This window comes from Bacillus sp. FSL W7-1034, from assembly GCF_038593365.1.
GTDB lineage: Bacteria > Bacillota > Bacilli > Bacillales > Bacillaceae > Bacillus > Bacillus altitudinis.
Genome location: NZ_CP151989.1, coordinates 864,249 through 883,108 on the forward strand (window position 1 = coordinate 864,249; position 18,860 = coordinate 883,108).

Annotated in this window: 17 protein-coding genes, 1 pseudogene and 1 CRISPR repeat array; of the genes and pseudogenes, 16 read left to right on the forward strand and 2 right to left on the reverse strand. The window is 41.5% G+C overall.

What is annotated here, in order from left to right:
* Positions 1-15 precede the first annotated feature (15 nt).
* From cmr1 to cmr6, 6 genes are read left to right on the forward strand one after another with little or no spacing between them, the layout of a single operon-like run.
* A complete protein-coding gene (gene cmr1 / locus NST73_RS04290) occupies positions 16-1,323 on the forward strand; it encodes a type III-B CRISPR module RAMP protein Cmr1 (protein WP_342499413.1) in 1,308 nt (435 codons plus the stop codon).
* Positions 1,293-3,104 (forward strand): type III-B CRISPR-associated protein Cas10/Cmr2, encoded by a 1,812-nt coding sequence (gene cas10, locus NST73_RS04295; protein WP_342499414.1) that lies wholly within the window; start codon positions 1,293-1,295, stop codon positions 3,102-3,104. The genes cmr1 and cas10 overlap by 31 nt, the downstream gene beginning before the upstream one ends.
* Complete coding sequence (gene cmr3, locus NST73_RS04300) at positions 3,097-4,329, forward strand: type III-B CRISPR module-associated protein Cmr3 (protein WP_342467893.1); 1,233 nt, start codon at positions 3,097-3,099, stop codon at positions 4,327-4,329. The genes cas10 and cmr3 overlap by 8 nt, the downstream gene beginning before the upstream one ends.
* 10 nt (positions 4,330-4,339) lie before the next feature.
* Positions 4,340-5,212 (forward strand): type III-B CRISPR module RAMP protein Cmr4, encoded by an 873-nt coding sequence (cmr4, locus tag NST73_RS04305; protein WP_342467894.1) that lies wholly within the window; start codon positions 4,340-4,342, stop codon positions 5,210-5,212.
* Positions 5,209-5,577 (forward strand): type III-B CRISPR module-associated protein Cmr5, encoded by a 369-nt coding sequence (cmr5, locus tag NST73_RS04310; protein ID WP_041106375.1) that lies wholly within the window; start codon positions 5,209-5,211, stop codon positions 5,575-5,577. Before cmr4 ends, cmr5 begins: the two co-directional genes overlap by 4 nt.
* Positions 5,574-6,350, forward strand: a complete 777-nt coding sequence (gene cmr6 / locus NST73_RS04315; RefSeq protein ID WP_342467895.1) for a type III-B CRISPR module RAMP protein Cmr6 — start codon at positions 5,574-5,576, stop codon at positions 6,348-6,350. The genes cmr5 and cmr6 overlap by 4 nt, the downstream gene beginning before the upstream one ends.
* Positions 6,351-6,524: 174 nt before the next feature.
* Positions 6,525-6,820: direct repeats of the CRISPR family, unit length 32 nt; unit sequence GTCGCACTCTATATGAGTGCGTGGATTGAAAT.
* An 838-nt stretch (positions 6,821-7,658) separates the two neighbouring features.
* Here the strand turns inward: cmr6 and NST73_RS04320 are convergent.
* Positions 7,659-8,639: a metal-dependent hydrolase gene (locus NST73_RS04320; RefSeq protein ID WP_035391259.1), complete on the reverse strand. Its 981-nt coding sequence runs from the start codon at positions 8,637-8,639 to the stop codon at positions 7,659-7,661.
* Positions 8,640-8,830: 191 nt separating this feature from the next.
* Between NST73_RS04320 and mutY the strand changes: the two genes are divergently transcribed.
* Positions 8,831-9,931 carry an A/G-specific adenine glycosylase gene (gene mutY, locus NST73_RS04325; RefSeq protein WP_144680177.1) on the forward strand — a complete coding sequence of 367 codons (1,101 nt, stop codon included), beginning with the start codon at positions 8,831-8,833 and terminating at the stop codon, positions 9,929-9,931.
* Here mutY and NST73_RS04330 read toward each other — a convergent pair.
* Complete coding sequence (locus NST73_RS04330) at positions 9,918-10,142, reverse strand: hypothetical protein (RefSeq protein ID WP_008341962.1); 225 nt, start codon at positions 10,140-10,142, stop codon at positions 9,918-9,920. The two genes, mutY and NST73_RS04330, sit on opposite strands and share 14 nt — an antisense overlap.
* Positions 10,143-10,223: 81 nt before the next feature.
* Between NST73_RS04330 and fabL the strand changes: the two genes are divergently transcribed.
* The 9 genes and pseudogenes from fabL (at position 10,224) to NST73_RS04375 (ending at position 18,857) form a co-directional block, all read left to right on the forward strand.
* A complete protein-coding gene (gene fabL, locus NST73_RS04335; protein ID WP_007496726.1) occupies positions 10,224-10,976 on the forward strand; it encodes an enoyl-[acyl-carrier-protein] reductase FabL in 753 nt (250 codons plus the stop codon).
* A 75-nt stretch (positions 10,977-11,051) separates the two neighbouring features.
* Positions 11,052-11,201: pseudogene (locus NST73_RS04340) on the forward strand (gamma-type small acid-soluble spore protein); the annotation flags it as partial.
* Between the two features lie 174 nt (positions 11,202-11,375).
* Positions 11,376-11,636: a YgaB family protein gene (locus tag NST73_RS04345; RefSeq protein WP_045034510.1), complete on the forward strand. Its 261-nt coding sequence runs from the start codon at positions 11,376-11,378 to the stop codon at positions 11,634-11,636.
* Positions 11,637-11,783: 147 nt separating this feature from the next.
* On the forward strand, positions 11,784-12,314 hold the full coding sequence (locus NST73_RS04350) for a DUF402 domain-containing protein (RefSeq protein ID WP_008341956.1): 531 nt from the start codon (positions 11,784-11,786) through the stop codon (positions 12,312-12,314).
* Between the two features lie 95 nt (positions 12,315-12,409).
* Positions 12,410-14,152 carry an ABC transporter ATP-binding protein gene (locus NST73_RS04355; protein WP_178929581.1) on the forward strand — a complete coding sequence of 581 codons (1,743 nt, stop codon included), beginning with the start codon at positions 12,410-12,412 and terminating at the stop codon, positions 14,150-14,152.
* Positions 14,153-14,264: 112 nt separating this feature from the next.
* Positions 14,265-15,287 (forward strand): ABC transporter ATP-binding protein, encoded by a 1,023-nt coding sequence (locus tag NST73_RS04360; protein WP_178929580.1) that lies wholly within the window; start codon positions 14,265-14,267, stop codon positions 15,285-15,287.
* Positions 15,256-16,233: an ABC transporter ATP-binding protein gene (locus tag NST73_RS04365; protein WP_080688153.1), complete on the forward strand. Its 978-nt coding sequence runs from the start codon at positions 15,256-15,258 to the stop codon at positions 16,231-16,233. The genes NST73_RS04360 and NST73_RS04365 overlap by 32 nt, the downstream gene beginning before the upstream one ends.
* Positions 16,208-17,794: an ABC transporter substrate-binding protein gene (locus NST73_RS04370; RefSeq protein ID WP_178929579.1), complete on the forward strand. Its 1,587-nt coding sequence runs from the start codon at positions 16,208-16,210 to the stop codon at positions 17,792-17,794. The genes NST73_RS04365 and NST73_RS04370 overlap by 26 nt, the downstream gene beginning before the upstream one ends.
* Before the next feature lie 61 nt (positions 17,795-17,855).
* On the forward strand, positions 17,856-18,857 hold the full coding sequence (locus NST73_RS04375; protein WP_007496737.1) for an ABC transporter permease: 1,002 nt from the start codon (positions 17,856-17,858) through the stop codon (positions 18,855-18,857).
* Positions 18,858-18,860: the final 3 nt, after the last annotated feature.

The window sequence follows — 18,860 nt, forward strand, 5'->3', positions numbered from 1 at the left end:
AGAAAGGAGAGCGACATGACAAGGGAATCTAGTAAACCCAAAACGAATTGGCATGATGTGAAACATGCGATTGACACGAAAATTCATGAGGACCAAAGACTTTTTAAAGAGCCGCTTACTATTCATTTGGTTACGCCAATGTTTGGGGGAGGGCCCAAATCAAACTCAATTGATCAAGACAGACCGATTCGAGAAAGTGCAATTCGTGGACATCTTCGTTTCTGGTGGCGTGCAACTCGAGGAGCTGCCTGCAAAAATGCGAATGAATTATCTAAAAGAGAAGCAGAGATATTTGGTCATACAGAACAAGCGAGCCAGATTCAAGTGGTAACCCATTATGAAACAGACGAAGTGAAAAGAAATTCAAAAGTATTTTTTAAAAAGAAAAATCATCCTTTTCCACGGTATGTTCTTTCAAATATGAAAGATGAAACACCATACCTCATGAAGGCGCAATTTTCTTTAAATATCCGGTTATCTAAAAAAACAACCGATTTTGAGTTAATCAAAAAAGAAGTTGAAGCAGCATTATGGGCTTGGATCAACTTCGGTGGACTTGGGCCAAGAACGAGACGTGGGTGTGGCAGTTTATATTGCAAACAATTTTCACCATACAACAAGAGGACAAAAAGCCAATTGGAAAAATGGTTTGAGCAAAAGCTTTTAGAATATGACATTCAATTGCCAGCATCAAGTCGAGAATGGCCGACGCTTAGTCGTGAATTCAAAGTACAGGCATTTCCATCATCTATGATCTCATGCTGGCAATCCGTCATTCAGACATATGAAACATTTCGAAGAAGATCAAACCCGTACAAAAAAAGGGGAAGAAGTTGCTGGCCGGAAGCAGATACTATTCGTCTGTTAACAGGTAAGGCTAAATCAGGTCATCACATCCCTTATCCAAAAGAGAAACCATTTCAATATCAAGCATTTCCTAGAGCTCAATTTGGTTTGCCTATTCAGTTCCGATTTGCTCCTAAAGATAGTGGGAAAGATCCAGATCCTGTAACGCTCCTACCTAAAGGAAAGGATCGTTTGGCTTCACCACTCATCTTAAAACCGTTAGCTATTAATCAAAAGGAATCGGTGGGCATGGTGATGGTGTTGCAGCAACCAAAGATCGAAGCGTTATCGCTTTTAGGGTACGGAAAGCCTTTGCCCAATGTGACAGATGAACAAAGTATCTACCCAACAGCCTCCTACTCAAACAACCCATTACAAGACGAGAGTGGCCGTACGCACTCATCGGCGATTCAAGCCTTTTTACATAGCAAGGAGGTGCAAACATTTTGTCAGAAGAATTACAAAAACAAACATTAATGCTATTTTCGATAGGGCCTGTTCAAGAATTTATTGCGCAAGCAAGGCGGACGCGTGATTTATGGTTTGGCTCTTTTCTTCTATCTGAATTAAGTAAAGCAGGTGCGAAGAAATTTCAGGAACTGGGTGGAACGCTTATTTTCCCTGTGTTCAACGAATCCTCTGCAAAAACAAACAACGCACCAAACAAAATATTGGGAGGAATTTCACACGAACAACCTTCATCCGTTGCAAGACAAGTAAAAAAAGCAATATATAACAAATGGAAGGAATACGCAGACTTCGTAAGAGGGATTGTGGATCCTTATATTCAAATAGGCACATGGAATCGACAAGTAGATGATTTAATAGAATTTTATGCTGTGTGGACTGAGATGCAAACTCAAGAGGAAGCGGCAAATGCGTCCGCAAGTCCATATCATATGGCTCTTCAAGAAGTCGAAGGTTTAATGGCGGCACGGAAGTCTTTAAGAGATTTTAAACAAAATGAGCCAGGGGCGTTATTCGGTGAACCAAAATCATCACTTGATGGTGGCCGGGAATCAGTTTTCCAAAAGCAAAAAACACCACAGCAAGTGGCGCAATTAGCAAAATGGGGAATTGGTGAACATGAATCATTAGATGCGATTTCAGTGATCAAACGATTGTCCTTACATAAGCATCCGAGCAAGACATTTCCATCAGTCTGCGATAAAGCTTTTGTTCCCTATCAAAACATGTTGGAAGAAAATGAACAGATGAAGAAAGCTGCCACTCAATATGTGAAAGATGTAGAAATGTATCTTGAGAATATGAATCTAACAGTAGCCCCTATTGATTTGAGTGAGGCATCGCTTTTTTATGATAGAAGAATAGAAGATTATCTTGAACAACGTGGACTTGTCGGGACCACACGAACAGAAGCGAAAAATGATATCACACAGCTGCTTGAAAAATATTTCAAAGGTGAATACAGCAAGCATCATGGCCAGCCGGTTAAACCACCAGCACCTTCACCTTACTATGCCTTTCTCATGGCGGATGGAGATAAGATGGGCAGCCAACTACGAAATATACAGCATGTAGAAAGCCATATTGCATTTTCTAAAACGCTCTCAACTTTTGCTTCAAAGGCTCGTGGGATTATTTCCAAATGTGAAGGTACATTGATCTATGGCGGTGGAGATGATGTCATGGCTTATGTACCGGTTCACAAATGCTTAGAAGCAGCTGGGAAATTACAAAGAGAATTTGTTTCAACGATGAAGGCTCATCAACATAGTGAGACACCTCCTTCGATTTCAATTGGCATCGCCATTGTTCATATGCTTGAGCCTCTTGAAGAAGTAAGAAGTATGGCACGTCAGGCTGAACAATATGCAAAACAAGAGCGAAATTCATTAGCGATTCATTTCCAAAAGCGAGGCGGAGGAGACACAATGAATATCTCAGTCTCATTTCAAATAGATCCAGTGGACTCTATCCAAGAGATGACGACGTGGTTAAAACAGTCTTATTTCACGACTGGCTTTGCATATGGCTTACGAGAGTTGTATCAAACATACGAACAGTCTCCATTTAAAAAACAGCCAGCAATTTTAGATGAACTCATTCCACTAGAGATAAGACGTCTTGCATTCAAAAAGAAAACGGAAGCAAAAACAGAGCAAGAAACGAAAGAGTGGATCGATCAATTGATTGCGAAGTATATACCGAAGAAGAATACATTAGAAGAATTACATACAATCGCTGAATGTATGATCATTGCTCTTCAACTAGAGGAGGTAAGTGGACATGCCTGAAAGATGGTTTCACATTCAACCGCTTGATCCGCTGCTTATTCGTGATGCACGCCCATTTCAAAGTGTACCGGGTATAAGGGCGCGTTCATTAAACGATGTTCCGCCGAGTGTGGTCGCAGGAACACTTCGTACAGCTCTAGCGAAGAAACGACAATCAATAAAACACACGACGCCACTTTCTTATTATGCGAAATCTCTTGTGCGAGGTCCTTTATATCGCTGGCATGATCATTTATATGTTCCAATGCCTCATGACCTTGAGTTATTCGATGATGAGTATGGCATGTATCAAGTGAGACCGAAGCCAATGATGTCGAAAGGCCAGGGCTTTTTTGGTACAGGAAAAACAGGCCGTTTTAGTGAGGCATTATGGCCGCCAATTGGAGCTGGTGCTCGTAAAAAAATGAAATCGCCGCCTGCTTTTGTATCACTAAAGTGGATGGTGAACTGGCTGACAGACGCAGTGGATGAGAGTCAGGTGAAGGAAGCCTTGACTGAATACCAACACTTGCAGAAGGAAAATCATTCGTTCAAAAATGATGCACCACCTGCATTTATTCCAGCATTACAGCGTCAGGAACGAACACAAATTGAGGTGGAAACTGGCAGTAAAAGAGCAAAAGATCAGCATCTATTTTCAACTGAATCGCTCTTATTCCCAGATGACTTTAAATTGGAGGCAGGAATAGATTTATCTACTGAAGAGTCAGAAGAATTAAAGCCTTTCTCAGGCATTCACCCAATCGGTGGTGAACGGCGGCTGGCTCATATAGAAGACCGGCCACATGTATACCAACAAGATTGGACATGTCCGGATCCTATTAAAGAATCGCTCAAAAACAAGCCGTATGTTCGCATGATATTGGCGACACCTGCTTATTTCAGTAAAGGATGGCAGCCCGGATGGCTGGATGAACAGCTCATGTCAAAACCACTATTTGATACAAATGTACGACTGAAATTGGTTTGGGCCTCTGTTCCACATTGGCAGCCAATTTCTGGATGGAGTTTAGCGAATAAAGACAAAGGGCGTGAAAAAGCAATACGACGCTTAGTCCCCGCAGGTAGTGTTTACTTCTTTACAGTAGAAGAAGGAGATCCAGCAGAACTGGCCGAAAAAATGTGGCTTCAATCAGTATCTGATCGTAACCGGCGTAAAGAAGCGTTTGATCGTGAAGATGGCTGCGGGTTAGCACTTTGGGGAACATGGAAGCCGAATGAATAAGAGGAGTGAGATGATGGAAGCAAGCCGTTGGTTTTGGATACATTGTTTATCCCCCCTCCATATTGGAGCGGGTGAAGGAATTGGCGTGATTGATATGCCTATTCAACGAGAAAAAGTAACAGAATGGCCGATTATACCTGGAAGCAGTATCAAAGGCGTGCAGCGTGAGCATTATCGCGCGAAAGGACAAGACACATTCGTACAAAAAGTATTTGGTACACAAGGAGATCAAGATGGAAGCGCAGGAGCAGTCGTCATGACAGATGGCCGGTTATTTTCATTCCCGGTGGCGAGTAGATACGGTACATTTGGATATGTGGCAAGTCCACTCATATTGAAAAGATTAGCCCGTGATGCAAAAGCATTAGGTGTATCGCTGGATATCCCTGATCTCATAGAAGAATCAAGCACGCTAGTCACCATGAATTCTAAATTAGTAGAGAATGACGAATTATATCTAGGTGAATTTCAAGGGGCTGCAAAAAAATCTCAACAACTAACCGATTTTGCTGAACAGATGGCCAAACTTTTATTCGACGATAAACAATCACAAACTCTTTGGATAGAACGATTTGTGATTGTAAGTGATGACGTTTTTCAATACATTGTCACTATGAATTCTGAAGTGACACCTCGTATTAGAATTGATCATGAAACCCAAACAGTTAGTAAAGGAGCTCTCTGGTATGAAGAGTATGTACCAGCAGAAGCCATATTTTATGGGCTCATGTGGTGTGATCGTGTCGATGGAAGAAATGATTTATCTGTTAGACACCAACTTTTAAATCAACTAGAAAAACAGATGTATCTTCAATTAGGTGGAAACACAAACGTAGGTAAAGGAAGAGTATCCTGGCGTATGACAGGAGGGGAGAGATCATGAAACTCATTCAACATCATTATGCTGAGAAAGCGTATCAACATGTGATGAATGCCAAAACGAATGAGGAGAATTTCTCAAATCAATATGGACAACTCTGTCACAGATTCGCCTCAATGATCTTAACAAATGGATTAAGGCTCACCATTACATTTTTTGAAGCAAAATCAAAAAAAGGAAATGCTTATCAACAATTCGTTCAGGATATAAAAGAAACACTAGATATACAAGGAGATTGGTCAGCTTCTAATCGAAATTACTTAATCAAATCAAGACAAGCTTTAAGTGCATCTGTTTGGTTAAAAAGATATGCGGAATCTATTTTAAAGGTGGAACAAGGGGCGGAAAATGTGGAGGACATCCAATGAATCTGTCATTAACCTTAAACAAAAGCAAATGGGAGATTGATGGTTCTGCATTGTCGAACATCATAAAGGACAGTTCGAAAAAGCAGTCATTTTATGAAAATGTGATTAGTCTACATCGAAAACAATGGGGAAAAAATCGCTTATTGTATGAAAAATTTTTGGAGCGATATTATACCGATACGAACCCCACATGCTTAGTCAAATCCATATCGCCGTTAGTCATTGGACATGGAGGAGAGGGTGTGCTTGAAACGGGATTGTTATTACACCCGATATACGGCGTTCCTTATTTACCAGGAACAGCTTTAAAAGGCGTAGCCTCTCATTATGCCCACTCTGTATTAGGTGAAAACTTTCCAGAACTAAAACAAGGTGGTAGTGATTACAACACATTGTTTGGAACAAACGAACGTGCTGGCATCATCGAATTTCATGATGCGCTCATGATGCCTGAGACGGTAGGAGAAGCATTCAAAGTAGATGTGATGACACCACATCATTCAGACTACAACAGCGTCAAGCTAGATAAGATAAACAAAGGGGGAAGTGTTCCAGCCCCTCGAGACGATGACTCACCAACACCTATTCATTTCTTAACGGTGGTCAACGGCCGCTTTCAACTTCTATTGAAAACAAAAAAGAATCTACCAGAAGAATCGGAATGGCTCGAACTCGCCAAAACCATCTTACTAGGCGCTTTAGAACACGAAGGAATCGGTGCTAAAACAAATGCGGGTTATGGAAGACTTAAAATGGACGACGTCATTTCTTAAGCCATGGTGCGAATGTGAGGTGAACATAAAATCCCTGGAACATTCGCACCGTTTCATTCGACAAAAATGGTAAATAATGTATATTTTTAGGGAGGAAAACAAAATTCTATATAGAAACTTGAGGATTTTGATGATCATTTCCTAAAAAATGTTATAATTAGGGCGGAAATCGCAGTCGCACTCTATATGAGTGCGTGGATTGAAATTAGAAAACTGTTGACATATTGGTATTACCTGAGTGTCGCACTCTATATGAGTGCGTGGATTGAAATTCTTCAAAGAATTTTGAGGCTTCAAGTCGATCTTGTCGCACTCTATATGAGTGCGTGGATTGAAATCTGTAGCTCATGACAAGCATAAAGACTCGGTTAGTCGCACTCTACATGAGTGCGTGGATTGAAATTCTATCTTCTTAAAGGTTTTCCAGTCATGACTATCGTCGCACTCTACATTAGTGGATGGATTAATAATTGCGAAAACTAACTCTGCCTCCTGCATCAGTAGTCATGAATCTAATTGAATTCAATTGTTGCTGAAATATAAAGAAGTATGATTAACAAGTTTCAATAGATTTCATACTAAGAAAAAGTCGGTGCGAATGTGAGGTGAACATAAAATCCTTGGAACATTCGCACCTATTCATTCGACAAAAATGAGAAAAAATGTATATTTTTTTAAGGGTAAAAACAAACTTCTATATAGAAACTTGTGGGTTTTGACGATTATTACCTAAAAAATGTTATAATTAGGGCGGAAATCGCAGTCGCACTTTACATGAGTGCATGGATTGAAATATGTCATTTAACTCTTTGACTGCTGCCTCTGGGTGTCGCACTTTACATGAGTGCGTGGATTGAAATAGCTAGATTTTGAATACTGTTTCCTAGCTCCTTGGGTCGCACTTTACATGAGTGCGTGGATTGAAATGAGTAGTATCATAGTTTTTTCTCAGCCTTACCATGTCGCACTTTACATGAGTGCGTGGATTGAAATACCTTTTATACAAATGTTACCCTCTACCCAATTAGTCGCACTCTACATGAGTGCGTGGATTGAAATTTTGAATCATCCCAAACGCTCGGACCATTTTTCAGTCGCACTCTAATGAGTGCGTGGATTGAAATTTACGGATGAAGAAGAACCAGAACACAATTATTAACGTCGCACTCTACCTGAGTGCATAGATCACAGTGTCTTTGTTTTATACAAATTCAACTACCTATCCAGTTCAAAATCTACACAAAATGAATAATCAATAATGTACGTCCCCCCCTAAATCCAAGCCCTACACAACAAAAAAAGACTCGCTCACACAGAGCCGAGTCTTAATTTTTTTTGCAGTTTTTCTTCACTGAAAATCCAGCCGGTATAGGAATTTTTGATTTGGTGGTCCATGTCGATATGGCAGATCGCAACAAAAGGATAGTGACCTTTGCTGCGGTAGCGCAAATCAATGAACCGTACCTCATAATGATCCTTGTATTTATCTACTTCCCACCGGTAGACAGGGGAGAAGGAGAGAAAGGCTGAAATGTTTTCATCCTGTTTGGCAATTTTCATAATCTCAGTATCAGGGACCGGCACACGGTTAAAGGTGTCTAAAATGATGATCTCACCATTCATACTGCGTCCAACATGGAAAGAGGATTTACATTTCACAGCAATACGCCATTGTCTAAACTTCATTGTAGGCGAAATGATTATTTCCTCAATCTCATCGAATCGTGCACGCAGCTGGCGTTTAATCTGAAGCTGCATGATGACCCTGACGATATAGTAACAGAAAATCACGGCATACAGCGTAATGAACGTATAGCCGGGATGCCCGCCAATCGCCCATACGACAATGGCGACAAGATGTGTAAAAAAGATGAATGGATCGAACGTGTTAATGATCCCAAGCGCTACCCATTTCTTTGAAAATGGACGAATGGCCTGCGTGCCGTAAGCATTGAAAATATCGACAAACACATGAAGCACAACGGCTAATAGTGTCCATAACCAAAGGTGAAGTAAATTTGCCCCCGGCACAAATGGGAAAATCACAGCCGGAATTAGCAATGACCAAAACAGTACAGCCGGAATGGAATGAGTAAATCCCCGGTGATTTCTTATATAAACTGCATTATTTTTTAGTTTTAGCACAGTATCAATGTCTGGTGCTTGGGAGCCGGCGATGGTCGCGATCATCACGGCGTGTGCCATGTGTGGATCTGCGCTGACGGCTGGATCTAAAAGCGCAAGTCCCCCAAGAGAAATGCCCATTACTACATGAGTACCAGTGTCCAATTGATTACCTCCTAGTTATCATGCTTAGGAACAATCATAAAAAGTATACGTCTCTCATCAAGACTATGTGCAAAATCACTTTTGCTTTATCCCGATTTAATGTAACATGTTAACGTATCTACAAACAGTATACAACAAATAAGGTTCTTTTCAGAACGTTAGCTCTCGGTTCGATAAGAAGGAGTATAGAGATGAAAGACATTCAAGAAAAGCTGGACCGCAAAGATATTGCGGGCTTTCAGCATGATTTAATCGATTGGTATGAAAAAGAACAACGAACACTTCCATGGCGTGAAAATCAAGATCCATATCGCGTCTGGGTATCAGAAGTGATGCTCCAGCAAACAAGAGTGGATACGGTCATTCCGTACTTCAATCGGTTTATGGAGCAATTCCCGACGGTGAAGGATCTTGCTTTAGCTGATGAAGAAAAGGTCATGAAAGCATGGGAAGGTCTTGGCTACTACTCACGAGTGCGTAATTTACAGGCAGCTGTGAAAGAAGTCTATGAATCCTACGGGGGCGTTGTCCCTGATACGAAAGAACAATTTTCAAAACTGAAAGGTGTAGGCCCGTATACGAGCGGCGCAGTGCTGAGTATCGCCTATAACAAGCCATACCCTGCGGTAGACGGCAACGTGATGAGGGTCATTTCCCGTATCTTGTCCATATGGGATGATATTGCAAAACCAAAAACGAGAAACATTTTCGAATTTGCGGTTGATCAGCTCATTTCCCGGGAAAAGCCGTCAGAATTCAATCAAGGGCTAATGGAGCTAGGTGCACTTATTTGCACCCCAACCTCTCCTGCATGCCTCATTTGTCCTGTAAACATGCATTGCTCGGCACTTGAGGAAGGCGTTCAGCATGAGCTGCCGGTGAAAAGTAAAAAGAAAAAGCCGACTGCGAAATCAATGGCAGCGGTGGTGTTATTTGATGATGCAGGCCACCTCTATATTCATAAGCGTCCAAGTACAGGTCTGCTTGCGAATTTATGGGAGTTCCCAAACATAGAAACAATGAAGGGAAGAAAAACGGAAAAAGAGCAGCTGATTGATTTCTTAAAAGAGGAAGCGGGTGTACAAGCAGAACTTGGTGATTTAGAAGGCACCATTCAACATGTATTTACCCACCTCATCTGGAATATTTCTGTTTTCTTTGGACGTGTGACCTCTGTATCTGATGACACGATGCTGAAAAAAGTCACAACAGAAGAATTTGAGGCATATGCTTTGCCAGTCTCACATCAAAAAATATGGAAGATGGCACTTGAACAGCCTAGTCATATTTAACCGTTGTACCATGGGTATAATCGGCTTCATTTCGGTGCAGACCCCCGCGGTTTTCAATTTCAGAAATGATTTCTCGATACTTAGATTGCCCTTCTTCGTTTAAATAAGGTAAAATTTGTTGGAAAGCATGATGAAAAAAAGCAAGCTCAGTATCTTTCCATTGATCCTTTGACATCATGCCAAGCTGGCTTAAATCGCGTCCGACATACATGAATGTAACCTCCTAATAGGAACTTTCCTATTAGTGTGAAGCGAATGGACGAAAACTATTCAAATCAGGAGATGAACCATAATGAACAAGCGTAAATGTGCACTAATTACAGGCAGCAGTAGAGGTGTCGGGAAAGAAGTAGCCCTTCGCCTGGCTGAAAAAGGATATGACATTGTCATTAACTATGCAAGAAGCAAAAAAGCAGCACTTGAAACAGCTGAAGAAATTGAAGCGATGGGTGTTAAAACATTAGTTGTCAAAGCCAACGTTGGTCAGCCAGAGAAAATCAAAGACATGTTCCAGCAAATTGACGAAACGTTTGGCCGTTTAGACGTATTTGTGAACAATGCGGCATCTGGCGTTCAGCGCCCAATCATGGATCTTGAAGAAAATCATTGGGACTGGACCATGAATATCAATGCGAAAGCCTTGTTATTCTGCGGACAAGAAGCAGCCAAATTAATGGAGAAAAACGGCGGCGGACATATCGTCAGCATTAGCTCACTAGGCTCTATCCGCTACCTTGAAAACTACACGGTGGTCGGTGTATCTAAAGCAGCACTAGAAGCTTTGACACGCTATCTATCCGTTGAGCTGTCACAAAAAAATATCGTCGTAAATGCCGTATCAGGCGGCGCCATCGATACAGATGCACTCAAGCACTTCCCAAATCGTGAAGAGCTATTAGAAGACGCTAAGAAAAATACACCAGCAGGCCGTATGGTGGAAATTAAAGACATGGTCGACAGTGTAGAATTCCTTGTATCAGGCAAAGCAGATATGATTAGAGGACAGACGATTATCGTCGATGGCGGACGTTCTTTGCTTGTTTAAAAAAATTATGAATAAGATGTACACCTTCTGCACAAATTAATGTGCGTGGAGGTGATAATGATGGATAAACAACAAAACAAAACAAACGCACAACAAGTGAAAAAACAAAACCAAGCTGCTGCACAAGGCGGTCAATATGGCACTGAATTTGCTAGCGAGACTGACGCACAGCACGTAAAAAAATACAACCAAAAAGCTGAGCAAAACAAACAACAAAACAGCTAATCACTGAAACAAAGGGAAGCACTTCATCTACGAATGAAGTGCTTTTCTTTTTGCCTCTCCCCACCATCCGACAAAACCTGTAAAACCTCTACATAAACAGTCAAAGGACTTCTTCCTTCTTTCAAGAAATGGTATAGATACAAAAAGTGGAATCGAAGGAAAGGGAGGAGTTAGATGTCTGATTTCGATCAGCTTGTCAAAGAACAAATGCAGCTTATGGATCAGCTGCTCGATGTACAAGGAGAACTTGATCTGTACTTAGAGACAGAAAAACGATTGTTGCAAGGTGAAAAAAAGGAAGAGCGGCATAAGCTTCATGATCAAATCAAACAGAAACGAGAGGAACTGCAAAAAGTCCAAACACTATTTACAAAACAGACTAAACAAGTCATCAATTCGTATAAGCAAATGGAGAAGAGCTCAACCGTGATGTAAAAGAGTGTGCCGTTCAATTGGGTTGAATGGCTTTTTCATTTCATTTTTTAATGATGTAACGGTATAATATAATAGAGACATGTTTAGTTGGGAAATTAGGTCTTTGGACTGTTAGGTTTGTTTGTTATAGAAAGTAGGGGAGAAAATATGGGCTATCCCAAGGAAGGAGAAACCATCCAAATTCAAAGCTATAAACATAATGGCTTGATCCACAGGATTTGGAATGAAACCACCATTCTGAAAGCAACGGAATTGTGTATCATTGGTGCAAACGATCGAACAATGGTGACTGAATCCGATGGCCGAACATGGATGACAAGAGAACCGGCTATTTGCTATTTTCATGCAAAACAATGGTTTAATGTCATTGGGATGCTTCGAGATGATGGGGTGTATTATTACTGCAACATCAGCTCTCCTTTTGCGACAGATGAAGAGGCGATTAAGTATATTGATTACGACTTAGATGTCAAAGTCTTTCCGGACATGACGTATAATATTTTGGATGAGGATGAATATGCAGATCATAAGAGGCAGATGAATTATCCAAAAGAAATCGATAGTATCTTACGAGAGCATCTAAATACATTACTGCATTGGATTCACCAGCGGAAGGGACCGTTTGCTCCAGAATTTGTGGATATGTGGTATGAACGTTTTTTGCGTTATACAAAATAAGTAACAGCAGCTAAAACCTGTTTGGCTTTTCAAAGCCAACAGGTTTTTGATTGCGTACGGATAAGAGGCACTGATAGATTGGGAAGGAGATTTACATGGGGGTCATAAAACGTTACATGGCTTTTGTAACACCGTATAAAAAACAGATTGCATTGACAATGGTGATCGGAATGATTAAGTTCTCGATCCCCTTAACATTGCCTCTGCTTTTAAAGTATGTCATTGATGATGTGATTCAAGGCTCTGGATCGGCTGAAGAAAAAACATCCACTCTCTTTATTATTATGGGAATCATGCTTGTATTATTTTTAGTGATGAGACCGCCTGTTGAGTACTACAGACAATACTATGCGCAGTGGACAGGCAGTAAAGTATTATTTGATATTCGGGAAAAACTGTTCTCGCACATTCAAAAGTTGAGCCTTCGTTATTACGCCAACACGAGAACAGGGGAAATTATTTCAAGGGTCATCAACGATGTGGAGCAAACAAAGGAATTTGTCATCACAGGGCTTATGAACATTTGGCTTGATTTGATGACCGTCCTGATTGTGATAGCCATTATGTGTACACTGGATCTTAAACTCACCATTGTGTCTGTCATTATTTTTCCGCTGTATGCGTTAGCAGTGAAGTATTTTTACGGACGGCTTCGCAAGCTGACAAAAGAGCGGTCGCAGGCACTGGCTGAGGTACAAGGGCACCTGCATGAGCGAGTACAAGGAATGCCTGTCATTCGCAGCTTTGCGATTGAAGAATACGAACAAGAGAATTTTCACGATGAAAATAAAAATTTCTTAAACAAAGCGATCAATCATACGAATTGGAATGCCAAAACATTCGCTGTCGTCAATACGATCACAGACATTGCGCCGCTGCTCATCATTGCTTTTGCTGGCTATACCGTCATTAACGGGTCGCTTTCAATTGGGACAATGATTGCCTTTGTTGGCTACATTGACCGGATGTACAACCCGATTCGCCGTCTCATTAACTCATCGACGACTTTAACTCAGTCAGTAGCATCAATGGATCGTATTTTTGAGTTTATTGATGAACCGTATGAAGTAACAGACAAGCCGAATGCAAAAGAAGCCAATCACTTAAAAGGAGAGGTAGAATTTAAAGATGTGTCGTTCCGTTACGAACATACACAGGAAGAGATTTTACACAATATCTCCTTGAAAGTAGACAAAGGTCAAACCGTTGCGCTTGTAGGAATGAGCGGCGGAGGGAAGTCGACACTCGTCAGCTTAATTCCAAGATTTTATGATGTCACAAGCGGATCACTCGAAATTGACGGCATTGATATTAAAGAGTACAAGGCAAGAAGCCTGCGGAATCAAGTCGGGATGGTGCTCCAAGATACATTCTTATTCAGTGACACCATTAAAGAAAATATCGCTGTGGGAGACCCAGAAGCATCCTTTGAGAAAATTGTGTCGGCGGCCAAAGCGGCTAATGCCCATGAGTTCATCATGTCTCTTCCTGAAGGATATGACACAAAGGTAGGAGAACGTGGCGTAAAGCTATCAGGCGGTCAAAAACAACGAATTTCAATTGCGAGGGTATTTCTTAAAAATCCACCGCTGCTTATTTTAGACGAAGCGACGTCTGCACTTGATTTAGAAAGTGAACATTACATTCAAGAAGCGATGCAAAAGCTGGCAAAAGATCGCACAACTTTTATTGTTGCGCACCGTTTATCAACGATTACACATGCGGACCTCATTGTGGTCATGGAACAAGGCGAGATTGTGGAAAAAGGAACACATGAAGAATTAATGAACCGAGACAGCCACTATCGTCATCTATTTACCATTCAAACATTAAATTAGTAGAAGCCTATCCGATTCTAGCGGATAGGCTTTTTTATGCTTGTCAAAAACATGACATATTTCCCAGCTTGTCTCAATACAATTTTAAAAAGTATGACGGGGTGGTGAAGATGTGAAAGAACAAAAAGTATTGCTAGATGTCAAACAGCTGTCTATTGCTTTTCAGCAAAAAAAGCAGAGAGTGCCGATCGTTCATGACATCTCATTCTCTATTCAAAAAGGAGAAACCTTAGGTATTGTGGGCGAATCTGGCTGCGGGAAAAGCATCACATCGATGTCTTTAATGGGGCTGAATCACCAAACAGAAACAACAGGTCACATACAATTTGAAGGTCAAAACCTGCTGTCACTGTCGGAGAAACAATGGCGAGAGGTCAGAGGGAATGACATCTCAATGATTTTCCAGGAACCCATGACTTCTCTCAATCCACTCATGACCATCGGCAAGCAAATGACAGAAGCCCTTTTCACACATCAGACTATCAGCCAAAAAGAAGCAAAAGTAAAGGCGGTAGATTTGCTTCAAACGGTAGGCCTGAAACAAGCAGCGTCATTACTCAAAAAATATCCACATGAACTATCGGGCGGCATGCGTCAGCGTGTGATGATTGCGATGGCGATGCTGTGTCACCCAAAGCTCATGATTGCAGATGAACCAACGACTGCACTTGATGTCACCATCCAAGCACAAATTCTTCGTTTGCTCAAAAAGTTAAATGAAGAGATGGACACCGCTATTTTATTTATTACTCATGATTTAGGCGTCGTGCGGCAAATATGCCAGCGTGTCATGATTATGTATGCCGGTCGAATCGTAGAAGAAGGAACCGTTGACCGTATTTTCCAAAAACCTCTCCATCCCTACACGAAAGGTCTTTTCGCCTCTGTTCCATCATTTAAAGAGAAAAAAGAAAAACTCATGTCTATTGCGGGTCATGTACCTAAGCCAGGAGCTATTCGGTCCGGCTGTCAATTTGCACCACGCTGTCCATATCAAATGACGCAATGTCTTGAAAAAGACCCATCTTTACAATCCATTTCACACAATCACCGCGTCGCATGTTTTCTAATGGAAGGAGGAGAAGACACTGAATCACCCACTGTTGCAAGTGAATCAACTGACGAAGCGTTATGACACATCGGCATTTTTTTCTAAACACAAACAGACGACTTTGGCTTTAAATCAAGTGTCCTTTCACGTGAAAGAAGGAGAGACGCTCGGCATTGTGGGCGAATCTGGCTGCGGGAAATCAACCCTTGGCAAAAGCTTAATGAGATTAATCGAACCGACTTCTGGCTCAATCCAAATGAAAGGAAAAGAAGTGACGCTTCTGAAAGAACGAGACATGCGTTCCTTCAGAAAAGACATTCAAATGATTTTCCAAGATCCATACGCTTCCTTAAATCCACGAATGAAAATCAAAGACATTTTAGAAGAACCGCTCATTGTTCATAAACACGGAACAAAAGCAGAAAGACAAAAGCGGGTAAAAGAGATGCTGCACATTGTTGGGTTTGACCCATCCTATGGAGACCGTTATGCGCACCAATTCAGCGGCGGTCAGAGGCAGCGTATTGGAATTGCTAGGGCGCTCATTACTCATCCAAGTCTTGTGATTGCCGATGAGCCAGTTTCCGCTTTAGATGTATCGGTTCAAGCACAAATATTGAATTTAATGCTCGAATTGCAAAAGACGCTTTCTCTGACGTACTTGTTTATTTCTCACGATCTAGGCGTTGTCAAGTATATGAGCGACCGAATTGCAGTGATGTACGCTGGCCGTATTGTAGAAATGGGTCCTGCGGAGGACGTCTTTCACAAGCCGCTTCATCCCTATACATCGCTTCTTCTGAAATCCATTCCACATATGGATCACGTGCTGGAAACGCAGGATGTGTCAGCGGAAGAATCCACCCTGGTGTCAGAAGATGGCTGTCCTTTCTATAAAAGATGTCCAAAAAGGTGGGCGCAATGCTTGCAAGCTGTTCCGCCTTTGTATGAGGAGGAAACAGGCCATGCAGCTGCGTGCTATTTATATCAAAAGGAGGAACACAATGAAGAAGACATGGTTATTCAGTAGTTTCATTCTTGTGCTGGCACTTGCGTTATTTTTAGGGGGTTGTTCATCTTCATCAACATCAGAAGAAAAAGCCACAAAAGACACTCTCGTATTCGGCAGAGGAGGGGACTCTACGTCACTTGATCCGATTACAACAACAGAAGGCGAAACCTTCAAGGTCACAGAGAATATGTTTGAAAAGCTTTTGAATTACGGTGAAAAAGACACGACCATCCATCCGGGCCTCGCAACAGAATGGGATGTTGCAAAGGACGGAAAATCGTACACGTTCTACTTAAGAGAAGGTGTGAAATTTCACGATGGCACAGATTTTAATGCAGAAGCAGTGAAATTCAACTTTGACCGCTGGATGAATGGAGATGCCGAAAAATTTCCTTACTACGGCATGTTTGGCGGCTATAAAAAAGATAAAGGGCATGTCATTAAAGACATCATCGTCAAAGGAGAGCATGAAATTGAATTTCAACTCAAACGCCCGCAGGCAACATTTCTGAAAAACATCGCCATGTCACCATTTGGTATCGCTAGTCCTGCAGCAGTTGAAAAAAGCGGTGATTCATTTAGAGAAAACCCAGTGGGCACAGGACCATTTAAGTTTAAAGAATGGAAGCAAAACGACCGTATTGTCTTAGAAAAGAACGAAGATTACTGGCAAAAAGATAAACCAAAACTGAAACAAATCATCTTCCGCTCTATTCCTGAAAACTCTGCTCGTTTAAATGCGCTTAAAACAGGCGAAATCGACTTAATGGATGGCGTCAATCCGTCCGATTTAGATGGCATTAAAACAGACAAAGCGCTCCAGCTGATTGAAAGACCATCCATGAACGTAGGTTATATCGGGCTGACAGTGACTAGAAAGCCGCTTGATAACAAGTTGGTTCGTCAGGCACTCAATTATGCAGTTGATAAAGAATCAATCATCGAGTCGTTTTATGGAGGGCTTGCTGAACCAGCAAAAAATCCACTTCCTCCGTCATTAGAAGGCTACAATGACGAGATTGAGCCATATCCATATGATCCGGAAAAAGCAAAAGAACTATTGAAAGAGGCAGGCTTCCCTAACGGTTTTCGCATCAAGCTTTGGGCAATGCCTGTGCCGCGTCCATATATGCCAGACGGGATGAAGGTAGCTGAAGTCATTCAGTCAAACTTTGAAAAAGTTGGTGTCAAAGCCGAAATCGTCACATATGATTGGGCGACTTATTTAGATAAAGCAAGTAAAGGCGAAGCAGATGTGTTCTTATTAGGATGGACAGGGGACAATGGCGATCCTGATAATTTCATCTACACATTATTAGATAAAGACAGTATTGGCGGTAACAACTATACATTCTTCCAAAACGATAAAATGCATGACATCCTCATTGAAGCGCAGACCGATACAGATCAAAAGAAGCGAAATGAATTATATCAAGAAGCTCAAGAAATCATTCATGATGAAGCGCCTTGGATCCCATTAGTCCATTCAATTCCAATGCTTGCCGCATCTAAAGATTTAAAAGGCTACCAGCCGCATCCGACTGGTTCCGAAGCATTGACTGACGTATATTTCGAATAAGCAAATAAGGGAGATCGTTCGATCTCCCTTATCCAAACAATGAAAAGGCGGTGAAAGCTGTTTGTTTGCTTATTGTATGAAGCGAGCAGGAATGCTCATTCCAGTACTGATCGGAATGACCTTAGTTGTATTTTCTATTATTCGGTTTATCCCTGGAAATCCGGCGCAGGTCATCTTAGGACAGCGGGCAACGAAAGAAGCAGTAGAGCAATTGACGATTCAGCTTGGTTTAGACCAGCCGTGGTACGTACAATATGGTCACTACATGCTGGGGCTTTTAAAAGGTGATCTAGGGACTTCCATACGAACAGGAGCGGCTATTGCCCAGGAAATGAAGCCTTACTTATTCGCTACATTAGAATTGACTTTCTTCGCTATGTTGCTGGCGATTATTGTCGGTGTGAATGCCGGAATCATTAGTGCATGGTTTAAACATTCTTTCTTTGATTATGTGGCCATGTTTATTGCTCTCATTGGGGTGTCCATGCCGATTTTTTGGTTAGGCTTAATGGGACAGTGGCTATTCTCGATTGAATTAGGTATTTTGCCGACTACAGGACGAGAAAACGTCAGAAATCCGGTAGAGTCGATCACTTATATCCATACGCTGGACACGCTTTTGCAAGGACGATTTGATCAATTCTTTGACAGCATCAAGCATTTAATTTTACCAAGTACCGCTCTCGCAACGATTCCTGCTGCGATTATTGCAAGGATTACGAGGGCAAGTATGTTGGAAGTCCTTCATTCAGATTTTATTCGAACAGCAAAAGCAAAAGGGGTACGTTCATTTTTCATCATTTATCAGCATGGGCTGAAAAATGCGCTCATTCCGATTTTAACGATTATTGGTCTTCAAACAGGTCTCTTGCTAGGCGGAGCCATTTTAACAGAAACGATCTTTGCTTGGCCGGGAATTGGGCGGTATATTTACGATGCAATTAGCTATCGTGATTATCCTGTTATTCAAACTGGCATTCTTGTTGTTGCGCTCATATTTGTGCTGATCAATTTCATTGTGGATATCTTGTATGCAGTCATTGATCCGAGGATTAAATACTAGAGA